Source organism: Pseudoalteromonas sp. DSM 26666 (assembly GCF_900116475.1).
GTDB classification, from domain to species: Bacteria; Pseudomonadota; Gammaproteobacteria; order Enterobacterales; family Alteromonadaceae; genus Pseudoalteromonas; species Pseudoalteromonas tetraodonis.
The window spans coordinates 276,234-297,226 of the sequence record NZ_FPAR01000006.1; the positions used below are offsets into that span (position 1 = coordinate 276,234).

Below are 20,993 nucleotides of genomic sequence, written 5' to 3' on the forward strand. Positions count from 1 at the left end.
AAGGTTCAAGGTTCAAGGTTCAAGGTTCAAGGTTCAAGGCATCAGAAAAACATAAAAACACCGCGTTTGATACAAATGCGGTGTTTTTTTATACCTGTAGCAGCGGGTTCACCCCGCGTCGGTATTAGGATTTAGGCTCGAGGCCCGAAGCTCGTCGCCCGTAACTTCCTCTAAAAGCGCAGCGTCTCTTAAACTCTTTGTGCATAAATATTTTAAGATCTTATTCACAAAGAGAAGTGAATGAGGAGTAAATGAGAACATAAAACCATTAGCCCAACTGGTTAATTCGAAGCTCTAGGCTCGATGCCCATACCCCGTCGCTCGTAGCTCGTAGCTCGTTACCCGATGCCCGTTACCAACTCTTTCATATATTCAGTAAACTCATCGCCTAAGCTTTTATCGCGCATGCTGTATTCTACAATCGCTTTTAAATAACCGAGTTTATCGCCACAGTCGTGTGAGCGGCCACTCATATGAAACGCTTCTACCGTATCAATAGCCAATAATGCATCAATAGCATCTGTTAGCTGTATTTCACCGCCTGCGCCTACATGAGTTTTAGCGAGTAATGGCCAAATGTTTTTACTTAAAACATAACGACCAACAACGGCTAAGTTTGAAGGAGCAACCTCTGCGGCTGGTTTTTCAACCATCTTTTTAATTGCTGCACTTTCACCAGCAGCAAGCTCTACACCATTAATATCAGCAATGCCGTACTTACTTACATCTTCAATAGCAACAGGCTCTAACATAATTTGACTGGCATGGGTTTGCTTAAAACGTGCGATCATCGCCGCTAAGTTTTCAGTCTTTTGATCTGCCGTATAAGCATCCAATATTACATCGGGTAACACCACAACAAAATCACTATCGCCAACTATTGGCTTGGCGCACAAAATAGCGTGCCCTAAGCCTTTAGCCTCACCTTGGCGTACATGCATAATGGTTACATCAGGTGGGCAAATAGAGCGTACTTCTTCAAGCAGGGTACGTTTTACGCGTTTCTCTAACGTGGCTTCTAACTCAAAACTGGTATCAAAATGGTTTTCAATGGCATTTTTAGAGCTATGTGTTACGAGCACAATTTCTTTAATATCCGCCGCCACGCATTCATTTACTATGTATTGAATAAGCGGTTTATCAACCAAGGGGAGCATTTCTTTAGGGATTGCCTTAGTCATTGGCAACATACGGGTACCTAAACCGGCAACAGGAATTACAGCTTTCACAAATAGTCCTTTAATATAAGTGAGTATATTTGCTTACAAAAGTAGCATAGCTAAATATATACAGCCTGAATCAGCTAAAGGTAAGAATAAATTATAGGTGCATAATATTACACAAAGTAAAACACCGAGTTGCTAACTCGGTGTTTTGATATAACTAACTGATAAATTATTAAAGCATAGCGCCTTTACCAGTTTTAGGTAAGTTAACTACATTGCAGCCACTGTTATGCTCTTTGAAATTTTCATGTCTAGCATTCCATACTAAATCACAAATCCCATCAGTCGGATTAAAGCTAGTTGGCGCATCGAGAAGTAATTGGCGAATCTTTTCATGATCAAAGTTATGACAGGCTGTATCTAGCGCGTCTATAAACACATTAAGCTCACTAAGCGGTAACATCACTTCATTAGCAGTCATAATTCGTTCATGAGTTGTTTGCCCTACGTTATCCCCTATTAATAGCTCTTCGAAGAGTTTTTCACCTGGGCGTAACCCTGTACAAAGTATTTCGATATCGCCATGCGGGTTAGATTCACTTTTAATTTCAAAGCCAGATAGCCTGACCATTTTAGTGGCTAAATCTTTAATTTTAACTGAATCGCCCATATCGAGAACAAATACATCGCCCCCTTTACCCATAGCACCTGCTTGTATAACAAGCTGTGCGGCTTCAGGTATGGTCATAAAAAAGCGAGTTATGTCTGGGTGAGTTAATGTTATTGGGCCACCCTCTTTTATTTGACGTCTAAATAAAGGTACAACAGAGCCACTTGAGCCTAGTACGTTACCAAAGCGCACCATGCAAAAGCGTGTATTATGCTTAGCACCTTGTTCTTGAGCTAACCCCTGTAAAACAAGTTCAGCCATTCGCTTGGTTGCCCCCATTACATTGGTAGGGCGAACGGCTTTGTCGGTCGATATAAGTACAAAGGTTTCTACTTTGGCATTTACCGCTGCCTTTGCCGCATAATAAGTACCAAATACATTATTACGCACCCCTTCAACTACGTTGTGCTCAACAAGTGGTACATGCTTGTAAGCAGCGGCGTGATAAACCGTGTGAACACCAAAAGCCACCATCACAGTTTCAAGTCGGTTAATACGCTGCACGGAACCCATAATAGGAATTAATTCTATTGAAAGTTGATTATGAGCAACATATTCACACAATTCTTTTTCTATTGAATATAGAGCAATTTCACTGCGTTCAAATAAAATTATTTTTACAGGATTTTGTTTAATAATTTGTCTGCACAACTCAGAGCCTATAGAACCACCTGCACCTGTAACCATAACCACTTTATTGGTAATATTAGCCGCCATTAAATCGGTTTTAGGAGTTACAGGGTCTCGGCCTAATAAATCCTCAATTTCAACTTCTCTAAATTCAGAAAGTTGTGCTTTGCCCTCAATAACATCGGCCATACCAGGTACAGACAACACCTTAATCGAAAGCGGCTCTAATTGGGCCAATACTTCTTTTCGCCTTGCTCTAGATACACTAGGTATAGCTAAAAGCACTTTAGTGGCATTGCGCTTTTCAATTAGTTCCTGAACATCTTTAAAAGCAATGACAGGTATACCTTGCACAATAGAGCCATGCTTTGCAGTATCATCATCTATAAAAGCACTTACAAAATACTCAGGGCCTGCATTTAAACCAGTAGCTAGCTGCCGGCCTGCCGATCCTGCTCCATATATAATGACTGACTCTTTATTATTCGTCATTATTTTACCAATAATGGCCCTCACTAAAATCCGTGAACCACCGACTGTAAGCAAGCATAACCAAGCAAATATAAACGGCATAGTTCTAGGTATGTTTACACCAGTAAAAAAAGCCAGCAACACTAAGCTTATAGTCGTTATTAATGTGCCTAATATAATTGCCCATAAAGCCTGTGAGTTCATATACCTGAGTACAGCGCGGTATAAACCTAACTTAATAAATGCACTCAGACTTGTGGGAATAAGTAATGCTAGCAACAACCAATTATTTATACTTTTAAGAGGCTCTAAGCTGTCGAGCCTTACAATAAGCGCCAACCAAAAAGCTAACATAATAAAAAGCGAATCAATACATAACGTAATTATTCGTTTCTTTGCACGTGAGGCGTTAATAATAGAACGGATAATACTATCCAAAACAAGTTCCTTTAATACAAGACTCTAGGCTCTAGAGCTATACAAAATTTATTTAATAACATAAGTACAAAAAACTACACCTGAAACTGTTATTGCTATTTAGATGCAAGCTCAAATACTTCTTTTATTACTTGTGCCGTTTTAGCCATTTCGGTTTCGGTCAGTGTGGGGTGAACTAAAAACATAATTGATGTTTCACCCAGCTCAACCGCATTAGGTAAACGCTTACTTGGTCGCCATGCTGTATTATCAAACGCTTTTTCAAGATAAACCTCAGAGCAACTCCCCTGAAAACAAGGAACGCCACGTTCAACAATTTCATTAACTATGCGATCGCGGCTCCAACCATCAGCTAATTGCTGAGGTTTAACAAACATGTAATGTTTATATTCAGCATGTTTAGTATAGTCAGGTACTTCAACTAAGCGAATACAGCTGAAACCTTTTGCTGCCTGATCTAATAATGCTCCATAAGCTTGGCGTTTTGCTGTCCAATCATCCATTCGTGTTAACTGTATTCTGCCTATAACAGCTTGCATTTCAGTCATGCGCCAGTTTGTGCCAAAACTTTCATGTAACCATCTAAAGCCAGGTGGATGCTCACGATTGTAAATAGCATCAAAACTCTTGCCATGATCTTTATAACTCCACATAGCAGACCACAACTCTTTTGAGTTAGTTGTAACCATGCCACCCTCACCACCTGTAGTCATAATTTTATCTTGGCAAAAGCTCCATGCACCAATATGGCCTATGCTGCCTACCGAGCGGCCTTTGTATTTGGCACCATGCGCTTGTGCACAATCTTCAATTACATAAAAGCCATGCTCTTTACTCAATGCCATTATGTCGTCCATTTCCGCAGGCATTCCCGCCAAATGCACCACAATAACCGCTTTAGTTTTAGGTGTTAATACCGCTTTTATTGACTCTGTCGTGATAGCTTGACTATTTAAGTCAACATCTGCAAATACAGGCGCTGCTCCAGCAGTTACAATACTTGATGCCGACGCTAAAAAAGTACGAGGTGTGGTTATTACTTCATCGCCAGCGCCTACACCGAGCGCTTTTAGGGCTATGTCGAGCGCTAATGTACCGTTACCTAGGGCAACTGCATATTCACTATCAGCCCAAGTAGCAAATTCTTTTTCAAACTCGCGGCCTTCAGTACCCGTCCAGTAATTAACTTTATTTGAAAGAACAACACGGCTTACGGCATCGGCCTCTTGTTGAGTGAAGCTAGGCCAAGGAGAAAATGGGGTATTTAACATGGTATTCCTATTTATTCTGTATAGAAAAAATCATACAAAGTATTTTTAGTGACTTTTTATTACGACAGCGGGAGAGCCAAATGCTGTTATGTTGCTAGGCATATTTTTTACAACTGTACTACCTGCGCCTATTAAACAATTATCGCCAATCGTTATTAATTGTTTTACTTGGCTACCTATACCAACCCAGCTTTTTGTACCAACAGATACTCCACCGGCTAAAACTACATTAGGGCAAATATGGCTAAAATCACCAATACTGCAATCATGTTCAATAACTGCAGCTGTATTTATAATACACCCAACACCAATGTTCGCAAAAGCGTTAATAATAGCGCCTGCAAAAATCACTGTGCCCGGCGCTATCTTAGAATATTGACTTATAACCGCTGTTGGGTGAGTTAAGGTAGCCAAGTTAAAGCCATTTTGTTGTAATAACTTTATTTTTTGTTGGCGAATATCGTTATTACCAATAGCAACTAAAACGTCATTACTAGGCGTTACAGTTAAATTATTAAGGGCTATTAAGTCAGCGCAAGTTCCCTTAATTGCCCAATGCTCAATATGCTTTTTTTTAGGATAAGCATCATCGTAAAAGCTAACAGTAAAACCAAGTTGTTCAGCAATATCAGCAACAACCTTACCATGACCGCTTGCACCTACTATAGCGAGCTTTTTAATCATTATTAGAGCCCTTAAATGGCTCTATTGTGACATGTCCATCAGCATTAATGCCATCGCGAATAAATACCTTTTTTACTGTTAACAACAAAATTTTTAAATCTAACCACATGCTTTGATTATTCACATACCAAACATCAAGCTCAAATTTTTGTTCCCAGCTAATAGCATTTCGACCATTAACTTGGGCCCAACCAGTAATGCCTGGGCGCACATTATGCCTACGAGCTTGTTCTTTGTTGTATAAAGGCAAGTATTGTACAAGCAAAGGCCTTGGCCCTACCAAACTCATATCCCCCTTCAATACATTAAATAGCCCTGGTAATTCATCTAAGCTAGTTGAGCGTAAAAATGAGCCAAACTTAGTCATACGCTGATCATCAGGTAATAAATTTCCCTGTTTATCTTTAGCATCTAACATGGTTCTAAACTTCATCATTTTAAAAATATCGCCATTTAAACCAGGGCGATTTTGAGTGAATAATATAGGCGAACCTAATTTAAAACGGATAAGTGTCGCAACAACGATTATTACTGGTAATAAAGTAAGTAATGCGCAAAGAGCAACTATAAAATCAAAGAGACGCTTCATTTTACAGCCCCAGTTACCCAAGTTACCCATTTATCAGCTAAGTTATGTCGATTAAAATCGCGCTTAGCTAAAGCTTGTGCTCTTTCACCCATTGCGGGTAGAGACTCCTTATTATCAGCCGCATTTTCTAAAGCATCAGCAAAAGCCAGTGCATTATCAGGCTCAATTGCGTAACCACAATTATTATCTTTAATCATACCAGCTAACCAACCTGGATAATTATTAAGCACAGGTAAGCCAGCTGAAATGTAATCAAAAAATTTATTTGGCGATGTACCATAATAAAATGCCGGGATATTCGCTAATAATTGCAAACCAATATCAGCTCCTTTCAAAAGTTCGGCAAGTTTACTTTTATTAACTGGAGAGTGAAATATGACATTATCCAAGTCTGCCCGTTTAGCTCTTGCCTGCAAATCCTCTTTTAACTTGCCTTGACCTACAAGAACGAGTTTAATATCATTACGCCCGCGCATTTTTAGCTCTTTGGCTGCATTCAATGCAGCATCTAAACCATTAGCTAAACCGTGAGTACCGGTAAATACAGCCATTAAATCAGTATCTTCAACACCATCAGGTCGCCAAGGAGCAACATCGTCTGCAAAAATTGTGAAATCACATCCATTTGGGACTATTGCAACTTTACTGGCTTTTACACCACGCTTTTTTATTCCCTCAACTATACCTGGCGATAAACCTATACAACGATGAGCAGAGCGATAAGAACACCATTCAAGTATAGACATAGCAGTTAACACTAATGGATTTTTAATTACTCCCATCTCTTTTGGTAATTCTGGCCATAAATCTCGTACCTCAAAGACGAAGGGCTTGCCTCTAAGCCAACGTGCAAATATACCAGGTATTCCTGCAGTTAAAGGAGTAGTTGTTGCAAAAACTACATCGTACTTATAAGTTAGCGCAATACTAATACTTTTAATTGCAAACTTTAAAAATGTACCTGCGCGCTTTACTAACCCATCAGTATTAGAATAAGCTAAATCAAACTCAACAATATGAATCCCATCAACAATACCTTCCCTACGACCTTTTATAAAATCTGAGATTAAACCCGTTTCACCACCACCATAACTACCACACACCATAGTTACCTGATTACCTTGTTTTAATAATCGCTGTGCCATTTCATAAGAACGAATACCTGTCGATCCATTCGGTGTGGAGAAGTGTTGATGAAAATATAAAACATTCATAATTAAAAATTTACTTCCGTAATGATGATTCCAGGTTCATTGATTTCAATTTCTAGCACTGGAATTTCAGATTCTTGATAGTAATAGCGGGACTCAAAGCCAACAGTTAAATCAATACGCTTAAAGTCTATGTCTGCTGAAAAACTAATTGTGCAAAGCTTACTTTTTAGAACATTACCCACAAGCTGCCATTCTGCAGGTATAAGCCTAAACCTAAGCACTGCTTTTTCCTTAAAACCACTAACACTATCCCGAATCGTTAGTGTAGATGGCTTTAATTCAATAGTTCGTGAATGCGTACAACCAAAGCGGTCTTTGTAACCAGCAGTAATTTCTTGTTTATCAGTTGAAGCTACTAAGTCTTTCTTTATTGATGTTTTTAACCAATCGCCTAATAAAAAACGACTTATCCGAGGCATTTGTTCATGATTATCAAACTCAATTGTATTATGGCTCTTTACTCCACCATAATAATCAATATATTTCTGCCCAGCATTATAACTAAATGTTCCACCGTCTCGAAATATATTTTGCCCATTTAACCAAAAGTCGACGTGTAAAGCGTCACATTGGCTTGGCCTAAACTTAAATTTAGGGTAGTTAAAAAACAGTTCAGCTTGCTCAAATGCTAAATAAGCATAACCGCCATTACTAAAATCTTTATGTTTTTTTGAAGAAACAAGTGAAGTTGGTACGACTAACTCAAGCCAGTACAAAGGAAGATTATAGCTTCCATTATTTTTATAAGCTTTCTGCTTTTTAAACACGGCGCTAGCAAGCTGAACGCTTGGTCTAAAATCTCTATAGTCGCAGTTTGACAAAGGAATTAAACGCGCACCATCATTAGCTCCTAAGTTTGGTGAATCACCACTTTCAACAATTGTAAAATAAAAAAGCCAATCAGTAGCCGTTTTTAACTTTGCATACAAACCTGCACTAAAGGGAGATAAGCTATGCTTTTGGCGCCATACTTCAACTAAACTATAAGTATCGAGCATGACTCGATGGTAATTCACTGAGTACTGGCTAAAACTGCCATCGTCTTCTATTAACTTATCTGCCCTATTTTCAAGCCACTTTAGACCTTGTTTCTGCCATTTAATACCTTCATCGTCACCATTTAGAACAAGCCATGATCCACCAATATAAAGCGCTGCGGCTTCAGAAGTACCATGATTATTATCTTGCGCAATCGCATACATAACTGTCGGTGATATTCTTTTTAAATGCGCCTTTATCAAGCTTAAAAGTGCGGGGGTCGTATCTTTGGTTTGCTTTAATAACAATGAAGCTAACGCTAAATGCATCACTCTTATTGATGCCTCTTGACCACATTTCCAATTAACCCCGTTATAGGTAGGATTACTTTTTATCCAGTCAATTAACCATGAATTTATTTTTCTAAAAGCACTTTCATCTCCAGTCGCTACTTGTTGAGCAAAGCAAACAACCCAATCAAAACGTGATGCTTCCCAAACGCCTTTGATATCACCTAATTGGTGACTAAAATCACCTATTAAATACCAAGGCTTATCAGAAGGCGATAACTTACTAGTTAAACAACTTTTATGCCAATTAGGGATCGCTGAATCAGCTTTTTCAACTCCAAAGTAAGCATGTTTATCGCTCCACTGGGTATTAAATTGCTTTTTTGATATTGAACCGGTGTAAGGGGTAAAAAAAACTCCAGGCTTAATTTTGCTGGTGATACTTTTTACTTTATTAACCCCAGTTTTTATACCTAACTGATACACAAACACTCGAGCTAGGTTTAGTAAACCTAATCCGAGTGCTGTCTTTACTTTAACTACGCTCATTTCTGTATGCGCAACTGCTCTGCAACATCAATGGTTATCTTAGCAACTTCAAATAACTCATCTGCCGCTATTGGTGCTGTGATGCCTTTCTTTATAGAATCAATGAAGGCTGCAGAGCAAGCTGCTTGGCCCTTATCTTGTTTCCATAAATTAAGCTTCTTAAACCCTTTCCAGCCAAAACCTTTTAGTTTTATAAAATTATCCAACTGTAATGTTCCGCCAGCTGCAAACACTTCGATTCTTTCTTTTGGAAAACTAGCAGCGCCATTTGCTAAATAATGAATAGTTCCAAATGATCCATCAGCAAAGCCAAGAATAATTGCCGCTTTATCTTCAGTGACATCAACTGCGTTAGTGTCGCCCATTCTACGTGCTTGAACGCTTACAATTTCACTATCAGCTAAATAACGCATTAAATCGATAAAGTGACAGGCCTCACCAATAATACGTCCACCTCCTACGTTATTATTTTGCGTCCAATGATCGGCAGGAATACTGCCAGCATTCATTGTCATAATAAATGATTTAGGCTCTTTAATAGGTGCTAATAGTTTTTTCATTTTTTGTATTTGAGGTGAAAAACGTCGATTAAAACCAACCATTAATTTAGGTGGTTTTTCTGCTTTAATAGCCTCCTCATAAGCTGTCTTAACTCCAGCTAGCTCCCCATGACTAATTGCTAACGGTTTTTCTACAAATACATTTTTACCTGCTTTAAGCGCTTGTTGAACAAAATATGCATGACTATTATGCTGAGTAACAATAGCAATAGTATTAATACTCGGGTTTTCAATCATAGCCTGTGTATCAGTGGTTGCCTCAGTAAAGCCAGCTTTTTCACCATGAATTACACCATTAATGCCACCAGAAGTTGAAATACTATGGAGTTGTGCTCCCGCTTGTTTAAAAGCTGGAATCAACATACGTGATGCATAGTTACCAGCACCAATAAAGCCGACTATGGCATCATCAGGGTGATATTCAGGTACTGCTTTTAAATTTATGATTTTTTCATGACGACCTGCTGAATCAGATTCAAACTGTAATAAAATACCTAAAGCACTTTTATCTGTTGTTAGTAAGTCATAAGCATCATTTGAATTCTCAAATTTAAATCGATGCGTAATTAGTGGTTTTACATCAATTTGGCCACCCGACATCATATCAAGTATTGCTTCAAAATTACGTTGCTCGGTCCAGCGCACAAATGCTAATGGATAATCATTACCTTGCTCTTCATAGCTTGGATCATAACGGCCAGGGCCATAAGAGCAAGAAACTTGAAATGTCAGCTCTTTTTCATAAAAGTCAGCACGACTTAGTTCAAGGCCAATTACCCCCACTAAAATAATACGGCCACGTTTACGACTCATTCTAGCTGCTTGAGTTACGGGGTCGTTTGATTTAGTTGAGGCTGTAATAATTACACCATCTACGCCAACCCCGCGACTAAATACCATCCCTGCAGCGACTGGGTCTTCACCTTTACCGGGGTTGCAAATTTCTGCGCCAAACTGCTTAGCTAAATCAAGCTTTGATTGGTCAAAGTCGATTGCCAGTACGCGGCAACCTTGAGCACGTAGCATTTGTACAGTTAATAAACCTATTAGGCCAACACCTGTAACAACAAAACACTCACCCATTGTTGGGTTAGCTAACCGTATACCTTGTAAGCCTATACTGGCAACAACTGTAAATGCAGCTTCTTCATCACTAACGTTATAAGGTATTTTCGCAACTAGATTTTTAGCAACACGCACCACATCAGCATGTGGGCCATTCGATACCACTCGGTCTCCAACTTTAAAACTCTCAACACCTTTTCCTGCGCTTTCAACTACACCTACATTGCAATAACCTAAGGGTAATGGCTGAGCAAGCTTTGACCTCACAGCATCAACTGTAGTCATCAAACCATCCGTTTGTACCTTTTCAAGCACCATCTTAACCTTATCAGGCTGGGCACGTGCTTTATCTATTAGGTTAGCTTTACCAAAATCAACGAGCATTCTCTCAGTACCTGCAGATATGAGCGTAGTTGTAGTGTTTATCACTACATTATTTTTTGTTGCCTGAGGAGCAGGAGCTTCAACTACAGTTGAGCCGCCTTTTGCCATATCTTGTAATATTTGTTTCATTTATAAATGCTCTTTTAATACTCTTTTTAAATCTTCGAAAGAATCATATTCATAACTCACACACTCTTTCGGACGAGCGATTGAATTAGAAGCTATAGTCAAGCAAGAAAAATATAATGCTTCTCTCACACTAACGCTATCGCCATCTGTTGGAGTTAACCTTAAACAAATTGGCTTTTTCTTAAACACAGGCCAAAGCTGATGTTGGCCCGTTAAAATACAAAGGCGACCTGATTGAGTATGCCTATCTATTAATTTTTTACACTCATCAGACAATACCTCTGGCTCGTATAAGCCTATAACCAATAATAATTTCATGTTAGGTATAGCATCAAGCAGTTTTAAACTTGTCCCTACACCATATAAATCTCCCCCTTCATAGGGAATATATTTCCAAGCAGAATTAACCGTAAAACAACCATCCTCTATGAAGTTTTTTACAGGTTGTGGATAATTTTCAACTATAGAATTATGCTCTGACTCATCAGGTGGTACGAAAGGTGATATCAATTCGATATTAAACTGAGGAGGGTAAAAAAAGACTAACTTCGGATTAACAACGTAAACTCCGTGGCAATATTTTAAAATAGCTAATAATAGTTTTTTCTTAATGCCACTATAGTGTCTTGAAGCATTATGATCGATAAAAACACAATTTCTTATCTTCCCTAAAAATAAAAATGCTAAAACAATATATAAATTAAGAGAGTTAACCTCATACTTTTGAGCTTTTGAGTTAAACAAATTAAATAAAAAGCTCTTTTCTGAAAAATCTAATTTTGTAACTTGTTCTGAAGTTTTGAGTAATTCAGCATAACGTCTTGTAACATAAACACTAACGCCACCGATTGGTGGTGGAAACCTTCCAGCAACACATATACTCATAATAACCTGATCACTTAAATTGAATTTATAAAAAATATCTATTTTACATATTATGACATTAAGTACTTATTGCGTCCCTCTTTCATATAAAAAATTAATCATTGAGTAATTTTATATATTTTTTTAAAACACTTTCAGACTTAAAATTCTCTGTTGCATAATATTTAGCATTTTCACACAACTGCTTATATTCAATAGCATTAATTTTTGTGGCAGCCTCTAAACAACGCGATAACTCAATAGGCTTTTCTAAATCCACTAAAAAACCAGCAGAAGAATCTTTTAAAATAATTTCATGATCAGAGATATTACCAAGTATTGTAGGGGTTCCTGTTGCTAGAGCTTCTGCAACTGAGTTGGACGACGATTCAAATTTAGAAGGATGAATCAGCATAAATGAGTTTTCTAATATAAGTGGTATATTCTCAGCCGCCCCGTAAAAAACTAAATTATCAATTAAGTCATGCTCTTGCAATAACCTTTCAACCAAGTCAAACTCATTAGATTTTATAATTCGGCCATACCAGTATATTTTTGGTACGGGAGACGAAAAACTTGTTTTGTATAAAACAAGTGCTTCTGCAACATATCTAAAATTTTTAAATGGCGTTGTATGCGCTACAACAGTGAATATCCGCTTCTCAATGGCTTTAGGGTTGATTTTAATGTCAAAAAAAGGCTTTGGCATAGCATTAGGAATATAAACAACATTTTTGTTAACATGAACTAACTTTAATTTCTCAGATTGGACAATTGAATTTGAAGTGATGTTTTTACATACGCCATGAAATTTGTATCTTATTTTACTTAAAAAACTTGTTGGCATTAGCTCAAGAGAGGTTCTTTCGGAATAAGTAAGTGTAATTTTTTTCACATAAAATAAACTCGCTAATTCCAAATAAAATGCAGGCGTGTTTAAAAATACAAGAGCGCTTTTATAGTTAAATTTATACAATAAACCAATCAATTTAAATACCACAGAAAAACCAAATTTATTGGATTTGACTGTTTCATGAACCATGACTCGATTATCTAAGTTAGCTCTATGATGAGTAAACTCTGGGTAGTATATAAATATATGAACATCTTCACCAGCTTCAACCAAACCATTAGCAATATTAACAATTTGCCTTTGTGCTCCGCCTGAGCCAAAATGATCGATAACCAGTAATATTGGGGAATTTTCTTTCATAACTAAACTTATGTTACCTAAAAATAGCTCTATGGTTTGTAATTATATGTATTATCTTTAACTTGATATCGCATCAAAAACTATTTCATTTCATATTAAAAAACTGTGGTAATACTTAAAAATACAAGAGGTGATAAATCATACCCAGATATATTTAATAGCTACTTCAGTAAAATATTATCAAAAACAGATCTGAGTCTTGAGCTACCCGTAATTGTAAAGTGGTGGCCATCAAAATAATGATGAGCTCCGTTATCATTAGAATATTTATATTCAGAATTACAGAAATACTCAACTACAGATACCGTTGCATATTTAACTTGAGTTATTACCTGCTCTGTCTGGTTCGGGGTTCTTACTAAATAAGAAAAGACCAGCGTAAAAAATATCACAAAATAATAAGTAAGCAAAAACCTTTTAGCGCTTCTTATATAAAACTCAACCTTGTAATTATTGTTATATAAAACAGCCATCAAAAAGCCACTAATAAAAAATGTCTACACCTAAAAGGCACTTTGCAATGAATTAAATCCGAAATGAAATAGAACCACAAAGATATAGCAACACTTCTGAGAATCTGTATTTCTGACCGATAATTCGCAAAAAATCCTCATTTTATTCGTAGAGTACATTATTTTTATTATACTAAATAAATAAAAACAAATACTAAGCCTGATAAGTTATTTAAATATAAGACTTTAATCGTTCATTTGTTAGATTATAAATCTTTATTAGTACGTCTAAGGCTCTCATTATTAATCTCTTTTTTTGACAAAAATATCAAAGTAAATAATATTAATGGGTAGATTATCTTTGTAATAAATGGCTCTTTAAGTTCAATAATAAACAAAGGTATAAAAAAAACAGCGCATAAGAGTTTATTCGTAGAGTTAGGTAAACGAATAATATTTTTCACTAAATAAATAAAGAGTGTTGCGTAAAATAAAATAGAAACAATTAAACCAAAACCATAATAAGTTTGAACATAGCCTATATCACTGCCAGAGGCATTTAGGCCATTAGCTTTAGCTGCCAAACCTGTGCCTATAATGGTTTTTATTTCAAGAGCAGGAATAGGCATTTTAGCTAATGCCCCAGCGGTTGCATCTTCACCCTTTAAGAAGATCGAAAAAGAACGCTCTAATGGATATGCTATCGCCTCCCAATCAACCTCTGAGCCAAGATATAAAGTAAATAAACTAATTAAAAATATAAAGACTATAAAGAGTGTGTGTTTGAAATTACTCGAAGATATTATAAAGAAAATAAAAATATAAAAAAAACTAAGAAATAAACCTAATTTACCTACCAAAATGCAAGATGCACTCATAATTAAAGATACAAACAAGTATAATATTTTTCGCCTTAACATTGTTGAACGCCAATAAAGTGCCATAGAAGCAAAAACGCCCGCTGATATAGTTAATGCTAAACTCGCACCAGATCCTGTAGAAAAACCGGGTACCCTAAAAGGGTCAGTTAAAGGAATATTACTGCCTTCAACCATCACTGTTGAAAGCCAATCCCTGTATGCTGGAAATATAAAAGAAATAAATATCATTACGGATTGTATACAACAGCAAATCATAATTACTTTTAAAAAGTGCCGTACATCCCTAAAAAAAAATGACGCTGCTGCCGCTATATAAAGAGTAAAAACTAAAAATACAATTATTTTACTTAACATCCCAAAATCTGTAGGTAAAATAATAGCTTGAAAAATAACATATAAAAAAACAGAGAATTGAAAGAAATAAAAAATTATATTTTTTTCAATCTCTTTTTTAAAAAAATAAAGTAACTTTATGCCTATAATTAAAGTACACAGTAGAAAAACGAAACGTGTAGCTGGCATCCACTCAAATTTTAAAAACTTTAATTGAAATAAATAGGAAAATGTTAAAACTAGCAATAAAGACCGAAACAAAAAGCCTTCTTGAGATGTTTTAATTGTTAGCTTTGGTAGTTTCATTGTTCATCTAACCAAGCATTAAACATTAAAATTGACCAAAGTAACGTTCCCCAGTTATTGACTTTACTTTGATGCTGTTCCCACATTTTAGTAACAAAATTGACATCAAAAATATCATCTTGCTGTAGCCTTGATGGACAAAGTAAATCATTAGCCCACTCATTCAGAGCACCTCTTAACCAATCGTCAAGCGGAATAGCAAACCCCATTTTAGGACGCTCAATCAATTTTTTAGGTACTTTTTTGTAGAGAAGTTCTCTCAATAAGTATTTACCCTTTCCATCAAACCTATGAATATCTACAGGGATTTTTTTTGAAAATTCAACAATATTATGATCAAGTAAAGGAATGCGTCCTTCTAGGCTTGAGCCCATAAAAGCTCGATCAACTTTTACTAAAATATCATCTGGTAAATATTGCATAGAATCAGCATTCATCATGTGATTATATAAATCATACCCAGCTTGCTCATCATAGGCAGATAAAATAGGTGAAGCACCTTTTACAAGAGATTCTACATTCATAAGAGTGGATACAGAGCGCTTATAGAAAGAATTAAAATCAGCACAACCTAAATAGTCCAAACTTCTTATTAATTCATGGGTGCTTTTACCCATAGCTTTAAAGTTATGAACATTATTTAAAACATTAATATGTTTACTTGTACTATTTATTAAGCCACGGACTGGCTCTGGAATTTTGCTAACCTTATTCCAGCGCTGGTAAGTTCTTTCATAGCGGCTATAACCACAAAATAATTCATCACCACCATCACCAGATAACGCCACTGTTACTTTTTGTTTTGCTAAAGCTCCTACTATATATGTAGGTAACTGCGATGAATCTGCGAAGGGTTCATCATAAACAAGTGGGAGTTTGGGAACTACTGATAACAAATCAGACTGGTCTATATAATGCTCTGTATGATTTGTACCTAAATGGTTTGCTATTTCTTTAGCAAATTTAGCTTCATTATACTTAGGATCTTTGAAACCTATTGTGAAAGTATTAATTGGTTTAGAGGACTGAGCTTGCATATAAGAAGTAATTAAAGACGAGTCGATTCCGCCAGACAAAAACGCCCCTAAAGGCACATCTGCTTGAGATTGTTGTTTTATACTTTTATTGATTAATACATCTAGTTCACTTAATGCTAATTTTGGATCATTTATTCTGTCTTTATTTTTATATGTTTCACACACGTTTTTAAATGACCAATATGCGGCTGTTGGACTAGTTATTACTTCATTACCTCTAATATCAATAACTAAAAAGTTACCTGGCATTAATTTTTTAGTATTTTTATAAACACTAAATGGTGCAGGAATATAACCATGTCTTAAATATAACCCAATGGCATTCCTATCTAGTTCTTTATCAAAAAGAGGGTGCTGGGTTAAGCTGCCTAATTGCGAACCAAAAACAATACCACTCGGTAGAATCGAATAATAAAGAGGCTTTTCACCCATGCGATCGCGAGCTAAATATAATTGTTTATTTTCTTTATCCCATAAAGCAAAAGCAAACATGCCTGTAAACTTCTTAAGAGAGGCTTCTACTCCCCACTTTTCAATACATGCTAGTAATACTTCCGTATCAGATTCACTTTTAAACACACTTCCCAATGCTACAAGCTCTTCTTTAAGCTCTAAGAAATTATAAATCTCGCCATTAAATACAACAACAAACCGATTCGAATAGGAGTGCATAGGCTGATGACCTAGCGGAGATAGATCATGAATAGACAAACGTTGATGCCCAAAAACAACGCCATCCTCAATCCAAGTACCAGAGTCATCTGGACCACGATGATTAATTTTACTTAACATATCCCTAACTACAGATTCCGCTCCAAAATCTATAGTCTTCTTTATACTTATAAAACCGGCAAAACCACACATGTAAAAGTCTCTACTAAATTATTTTTTTATTTTTTTTATTAAATATAAAACACAAAAAATTAAAGGAAAATGCCTCGTAAAATGCAAGAATTTGTGTGACCAAGTTGCATATTTATATTCTTCAGCCGAAAGTTCAATCCACTTTTTGAAACCGAAATATTCACCAATAAAACAACAATTTAGAGATGTAGTTAGCTTTTTGTGTACTTGCGCTTTTTTTACTATTGCTTTATTTACCCCCAAGCTAAGGGCTAAATTATAGGCATCAAGATAAAAGTCTTCTATCGCTGATCTATAAACAGGATTTGATGATACACCACCACCATGTTTACGATAACAACCAAGCACTGATTTATCTAAATAAATAGGACCATTAATTGCTGTATCAATATAAACATAGAAATCTACAGCCTCAAATCCTTCAGGGTATTTTTTTCTACATTTGTATCGATACATAACACTACTATGCACAAAGTATGTCCCAAGAGATACTAATTTCTCAACGCTCGCTATTATAGGTAACTTGGGATCTGCCCCAATCACTTCTTGACTATCTATAACTTTAACAGCATGAGTTGTCATCGAAATAAAGGGTTTTTCATCAAGTAGATCAGCTTGTTTTTGGAGTTTGCCTGGCAAAAACAGATCATCACCATCACAATGACTAACATATTCACCAATAGCTAAATTATGTGCATCAAAGTAGTTGGCGCCCGCCCCTACATTTACTCTTCGTAAAACAGGTCTAACAAACGCATATTTATCAGCATACTCTTGAATGATTTCAGCCGTACGATCAGTAGAACAGTCATCACTGACAATTACTTCAAAATTAAAATTAGTACTTTGATTCACTATGCTTTCTAGGCAATCACGGATATATTTTTCTTGGTTATAAGTGACAACACAAACAGAAACTTTTATTTTACGATTTTGGGTCAAGACATTACCTTATTGAAATATTTTTCACCTAAAATCTTTCTTGCTATAGGAGAAAAGAATAAAGAAGTTAAAAAAACAGGCATACCAGTACTTATAACTACATAAAAGTTATCTAATCTAGTCACAGGTTCAAATACTATATGATGAGTAATATAACCTACACATACTGCTGGAATACACACAAGTATAACATTATTAAATAGCCACTTGAGATGTAAACCAGGTTCAATTTTATAATGAATAAATCCCACCCAAAACGTTAAAAATAAAAGGTTTATAATAACCCAAGTATAGCCTGCCCCCACTGCCCCATAATACTTAGCGACTAGTACTATAGCTGGAAGTAAAATACCCGCAAATATAAAGTTACCATATAAATGATATTTCAAATTACCCTTTGCATATTGAAGATAATAAGGAAACGAAGTAATTATTAAAAAGCTGTTCCCTATAACATACAGACGTAATATAGGAGCTACTGCTTCAGACAAATGTTTATCTCCAGTCCATGCAAATAGCAAGCTTTCAGCACTAAAGAAGATAGTGATTGCTGCGGCACCACCAATGATTGCAACCAATTGAGTTGCGCTGTGATACACGTTTAGCATTTCAATATTTTTGTTCTGAGCAAATAATGATGTCATTCTAGGTAATACAGCATTACTAATTGGACCGCTTATTATCATAATGCCGCCAGCAACCAAAACCGCTAAAGTGAAATAACCATACTCAGCTAATGGCAATACATTTGAAAGCACCAACTTATCTGTTTGAGTAACCAATACCCAGATAGAAGCAGTAAAAGCGATAGTCATTGAAAATTTTAATACAGGTAATAGTGGCTTTAAAGACCAGCCAATTGCTTCTAGGTTAGAGTTTATAGGGGGTAATAACGTACGCGACTTGTTAAAAAGCACTGAGGTTTCTACAAACGCTATTATTAACTGATAGACAAAAAAGGTAAAAATTGTAAATCCAAATTCAAACATTACAACAAATACACCTAAAGATCTTAATGTAGCCATAACTATATTAAAGTAGCTAAGCCATACAAGGCTCTCACTCCCAGTTATCACCCCTCTGTAAAGACCACAAAGCCACCTAAATGCTACTGTAAGTGCCATTATCTTTACGGAGAAAATTACATTATTCATGTCTAGGCTATCGAAATTCAACCACCTTCTGGCAACTACTTCTGATAACAAATATAAAGAAAGCCCTCCAACTAGCGCAATAATAAAAAATATAACATTCAACGCTCTATATATTTGACGAAATCCTAAAGGTGTTGTAGCTCCTGATTTAAAACGAGCTGTTTCTCTGCTAATTGTGGGTGTTAAACCTAAGTCAAGCAAGTTAAACCAAGCTTGCAACAGTACAAAAAAGCCAACTAATCCATAGGCCTCCGCTCCCATGTACTCTATATAGTAAGGTAGTATTAATATTCCTATAGCAGTTACATATATTTGACTGACATAATTTGCTATTATATTTTTCTTCAATGACATAGTATCGCTTAATTACTTTTCTTAATTATTGCCATTGACGTCATGTTGATATATTTCCCATTTTTGTAAACTGCGTCCACTAAAGTGCCTTCTTTTTTGAAGCCTATCTTATTATATAACCCTATTGCTGCTAGATTTTTTTCTAATACAGTTAGATATACCCTATGTAAATTTAAATCTAAAAATGCATGCTCTAAAGCAAGTGTCGTAGCACGCTCTCCAACCCCTTGTCCTCTAATACTTTCATCACCTAACCAAATTGCAAACTCCGTATTACGGTTAAGCCAATCTATATTAAGCAAATAAACAGCACCTAATAACTGATTAGTTTCTTGGCAGCAGATAGCTAACCGAACGTTATTTGCCCTATTATTCTGATAATTTTCAAACCACTTTTTATCTATAGCCATATCCACATAGCGAAAATTTGCACCTAAGTAATCAACAGTTTTTTTTGTATTTCGCCATTCATTTAAAATTTCTATATCTGCTATAGATAATTCTCTTAAAAAAATCTCTTTCATCATATATCTCTTTTAATAAGCATTTTAAACTTATAGCTTGTTTCTAATTAATTTAACCAGCTGCAGTAATTTAGTTGTGCTAATACGTTCGTCAACAGGTAAAAATAAAGTGTTTTCAAACATATCTTTCCCTACACTACCGCTATGATAACTACACCAGTATCTAGGTAAATAAACAGCACTACTAACAAGTTCTTTACAAATACTAGCAACATTGAAACTAATTTTTAGTGGGTAACAAAGTGGTACATGCTCATCTACAGGAAGATTTAACTGATTTATTGATTTAAATTCATTATATAAAATTTTATAGTTACGTCGTCGTTTCTCTTTAATTGCGTTTATGTCTGCGCATTTAATTAGGTGAGCCGATATTACTGATATCTTTTTTGGTATAAAGCATTCAAGCGCCTGCTCCGCGGCTAAAAACCGCACGTACCCTGCTTGCACATCACCTGCAGCACGGAGTAACAAATGCCCAACATTTTCGCTAGCATCATATAGAGCTTCTGGCATATTAATTTTTATCTCTGTTCTCAGCAGCCCACCATCGGGGATGCCTAAAAATTTACGAGGCGAGTAAATACTTGTTGTACCTTCTATGTGCTCACTAAACAAAGCTTGTGAATTATCAACAATAAATAACTCAGGAGATACTGCAGTTAACGTTTTGATTTGCTCATTCAACAAACCAAAATAATTCACTAAAAGTATTCTACTGTTGCTTTTATTTATTTGCTTTGGACAACTTTCAGGAAGTAACTGCTCATTAACCGAATAAAACTTAACCTCAATAGTTAATGACTTAAGTGCTGGAAAAATGCTATCGCAAATATAATTTGGTACATACAGCGTTTTAATTTTCGCGGCATTTAAGTACGCGTATAAAGCTGCTCGAGCTGATTGAAATTGATAGGCATCAGCCCCTAATTGTGTATCTAAACTGATTAATGGTAATTGATTATACCCACCAATAGCCAT

The 20,993-nt window shown here is 36.0% G+C and carries 16 protein-coding genes; all 16 read right to left on the reverse strand.

The genetic code is table 11. From position 1 onward, the window contains the following. Window positions 1–338: 338 nt before the first annotated feature. The 16 genes from galU to BM380_RS13225 all read right to left on the reverse strand — a co-directional run bounded on the left by galU (window position 339) and on the right by BM380_RS13225 (window position 20,993). A complete protein-coding gene (galU, locus tag BM380_RS13145) occupies window positions 339–1,229 on the reverse strand; it encodes a UTP--glucose-1-phosphate uridylyltransferase GalU (protein ID WP_090494739.1) in 891 nt (296 codons plus the stop codon). Window positions 1,230–1,398: 169 nt separating this feature from the next. After that, on the reverse strand, window positions 1,399–3,375 hold the full coding sequence (locus tag BM380_RS13150) for a polysaccharide biosynthesis protein (RefSeq protein ID WP_090494740.1): 1,977 nt from the start codon (window positions 3,373–3,375) through the stop codon (window positions 1,399–1,401). A gap of 95 nt (window positions 3,376–3,470) precedes the next feature. Beyond that, a complete protein-coding gene (locus tag BM380_RS13155; protein ID WP_090494742.1) occupies window positions 3,471–4,646 on the reverse strand; it encodes a DegT/DnrJ/EryC1/StrS family aminotransferase in 1,176 nt (391 codons plus the stop codon). A 45-nt stretch (window positions 4,647–4,691) separates the two neighbouring features. Continuing rightward, a complete protein-coding gene (locus BM380_RS13160) occupies window positions 4,692–5,330 on the reverse strand; it encodes an acetyltransferase (protein ID WP_090494746.1) in 639 nt (212 codons plus the stop codon). Next, window positions 5,323–5,919, reverse strand: coding sequence for a sugar transferase (locus BM380_RS13165; protein WP_090494810.1), 597 nt, complete (start codon window positions 5,917–5,919; stop codon window positions 5,323–5,325). The genes BM380_RS13160 and BM380_RS13165 overlap by 8 nt, the downstream gene beginning before the upstream one ends. Then, the gene (locus tag BM380_RS13170) at window positions 5,916–7,133 is read right to left on the reverse strand and encodes a glycosyltransferase family 4 protein (RefSeq protein ID WP_090494748.1); all 1,218 of its coding nucleotides are present in this window, start codon (window positions 7,131–7,133) and stop codon (window positions 5,916–5,918) included. Before BM380_RS13170 ends, BM380_RS13165 begins: the two co-directional genes overlap by 4 nt. 2 nt (window positions 7,134–7,135) lie before the next feature. Next, window positions 7,136–8,950: an alginate lyase family protein gene (locus BM380_RS13175; protein ID WP_090494750.1), complete on the reverse strand. Its 1,815-nt coding sequence runs from the start codon at window positions 8,948–8,950 to the stop codon at window positions 7,136–7,138. Beyond that, entirely contained in the window at window positions 8,947–11,088 is a 2,142-nt protein-coding gene (locus tag BM380_RS13180) for a bi-domain-containing oxidoreductase (RefSeq protein WP_090494751.1), read from the reverse strand. The genes BM380_RS13175 and BM380_RS13180 overlap by 4 nt, the downstream gene beginning before the upstream one ends. Next, window positions 11,089–11,973 (reverse strand): hypothetical protein, encoded by an 885-nt coding sequence (locus BM380_RS13185; protein WP_090494753.1) that lies wholly within the window; start codon window positions 11,971–11,973, stop codon window positions 11,089–11,091. A 94-nt stretch (window positions 11,974–12,067) separates the two neighbouring features. After that, a complete protein-coding gene (locus BM380_RS13190; RefSeq protein ID WP_090494756.1) occupies window positions 12,068–13,165 on the reverse strand; it encodes a glycosyltransferase in 1,098 nt (365 codons plus the stop codon). A 718-nt stretch (window positions 13,166–13,883) separates the two neighbouring features. Then, window positions 13,884–15,137 carry a hypothetical protein gene (locus BM380_RS13200; RefSeq protein WP_090494759.1) on the reverse strand — a complete coding sequence of 418 codons (1,254 nt, stop codon included), beginning with the start codon at window positions 15,135–15,137 and terminating at the stop codon, window positions 13,884–13,886. Further along, the gene (gene asnB / locus BM380_RS13205) at window positions 15,134–17,038 is read right to left on the reverse strand and encodes an asparagine synthase (glutamine-hydrolyzing) (RefSeq protein ID WP_090494761.1); all 1,905 of its coding nucleotides are present in this window, start codon (window positions 17,036–17,038) and stop codon (window positions 15,134–15,136) included. The genes BM380_RS13200 and asnB overlap by 4 nt, the downstream gene beginning before the upstream one ends. A gap of 18 nt (window positions 17,039–17,056) precedes the next feature. Then, window positions 17,057–17,980 carry a glycosyltransferase family 2 protein gene (locus BM380_RS13210; protein WP_090494763.1) on the reverse strand — a complete coding sequence of 308 codons (924 nt, stop codon included), beginning with the start codon at window positions 17,978–17,980 and terminating at the stop codon, window positions 17,057–17,059. Continuing rightward, the gene (locus tag BM380_RS13215) at window positions 17,977–19,488 is read right to left on the reverse strand and encodes an oligosaccharide flippase family protein (protein ID WP_090494764.1); all 1,512 of its coding nucleotides are present in this window, start codon (window positions 19,486–19,488) and stop codon (window positions 17,977–17,979) included. The genes BM380_RS13210 and BM380_RS13215 overlap by 4 nt, the downstream gene beginning before the upstream one ends. Before the next feature lie 8 nt (window positions 19,489–19,496). Beyond that, complete coding sequence (locus BM380_RS13220) at window positions 19,497–20,015, reverse strand: GNAT family N-acetyltransferase (RefSeq protein WP_254772070.1); 519 nt, start codon at window positions 20,013–20,015, stop codon at window positions 19,497–19,499. A gap of 27 nt (window positions 20,016–20,042) precedes the next feature. Next, on the reverse strand, window positions 20,043–20,993 hold the full coding sequence (locus BM380_RS13225; protein WP_090494767.1) for a hypothetical protein: 951 nt from the start codon (window positions 20,991–20,993) through the stop codon (window positions 20,043–20,045).

What these genes read in the sequence shown, in the direction of transcription:
- BM380_RS13155 (WP_090494742.1), bottom strand. Translation starts at nt 4,646, where the DNA reads ATGTTAAATACCCCATTTTCTCCTTGGCCTAGCTTCACTCAACAAGAG.
- BM380_RS13175 (WP_090494750.1), bottom strand. Translation starts at nt 8,950, where the DNA reads ATGAGCGTAGTTAAAGTAAAGACAGCACTCGGATTAGGTTTACTAAAC.
- BM380_RS13190 (WP_090494756.1), bottom strand. Translation starts at nt 13,165, where the DNA reads ATGAAAGAAAATTCCCCAATATTACTGGTTATCGATCATTTTGGCTCA.
- BM380_RS13165 (WP_090494810.1), bottom strand. Translation starts at nt 5,919, where the DNA reads ATGAAGCGTCTCTTTGATTTTATAGTTGCTCTTTGCGCATTACTTACT.
- BM380_RS13180 (WP_090494751.1), bottom strand. Translation starts at nt 11,088, where the DNA reads ATGAAACAAATATTACAAGATATGGCAAAAGGCGGCTCAACTGTAGTT.
- asnB (WP_090494761.1), bottom strand. Translation starts at nt 17,038, where the DNA reads ATGTGTGGTTTTGCCGGTTTTATAAGTATAAAGAAGACTATAGATTTT.
- BM380_RS13220 (WP_254772070.1), bottom strand. Translation starts at nt 20,015, where the DNA reads ATGATGAAAGAGATTTTTTTAAGAGAATTATCTATAGCAGATATAGAA.
- BM380_RS13225 (WP_090494767.1), bottom strand. Translation starts at nt 20,993, where the DNA reads ATGGCTATTGGTGGGTATAATCAATTACCATTAATCAGTTTAGATACA.
- BM380_RS13160 (WP_090494746.1), bottom strand. Translation starts at nt 5,330, where the DNA reads ATGATTAAAAAGCTCGCTATAGTAGGTGCAAGCGGTCATGGTAAGGTT.
- BM380_RS13215 (WP_090494764.1), bottom strand. Translation starts at nt 19,488, where the DNA reads ATGTCATTGAAGAAAAATATAATAGCAAATTATGTCAGTCAAATATAT.
- BM380_RS13185 (WP_090494753.1), bottom strand. Translation starts at nt 11,973, where the DNA reads ATGAGTATATGTGTTGCTGGAAGGTTTCCACCACCAATCGGTGGCGTT.
- BM380_RS13170 (WP_090494748.1), bottom strand. Translation starts at nt 7,133, where the DNA reads ATGAATGTTTTATATTTTCATCAACACTTCTCCACACCGAATGGATCG.
- BM380_RS13200 (WP_090494759.1), bottom strand. Translation starts at nt 15,137, where the DNA reads ATGAAACTACCAAAGCTAACAATTAAAACATCTCAAGAAGGCTTTTTG.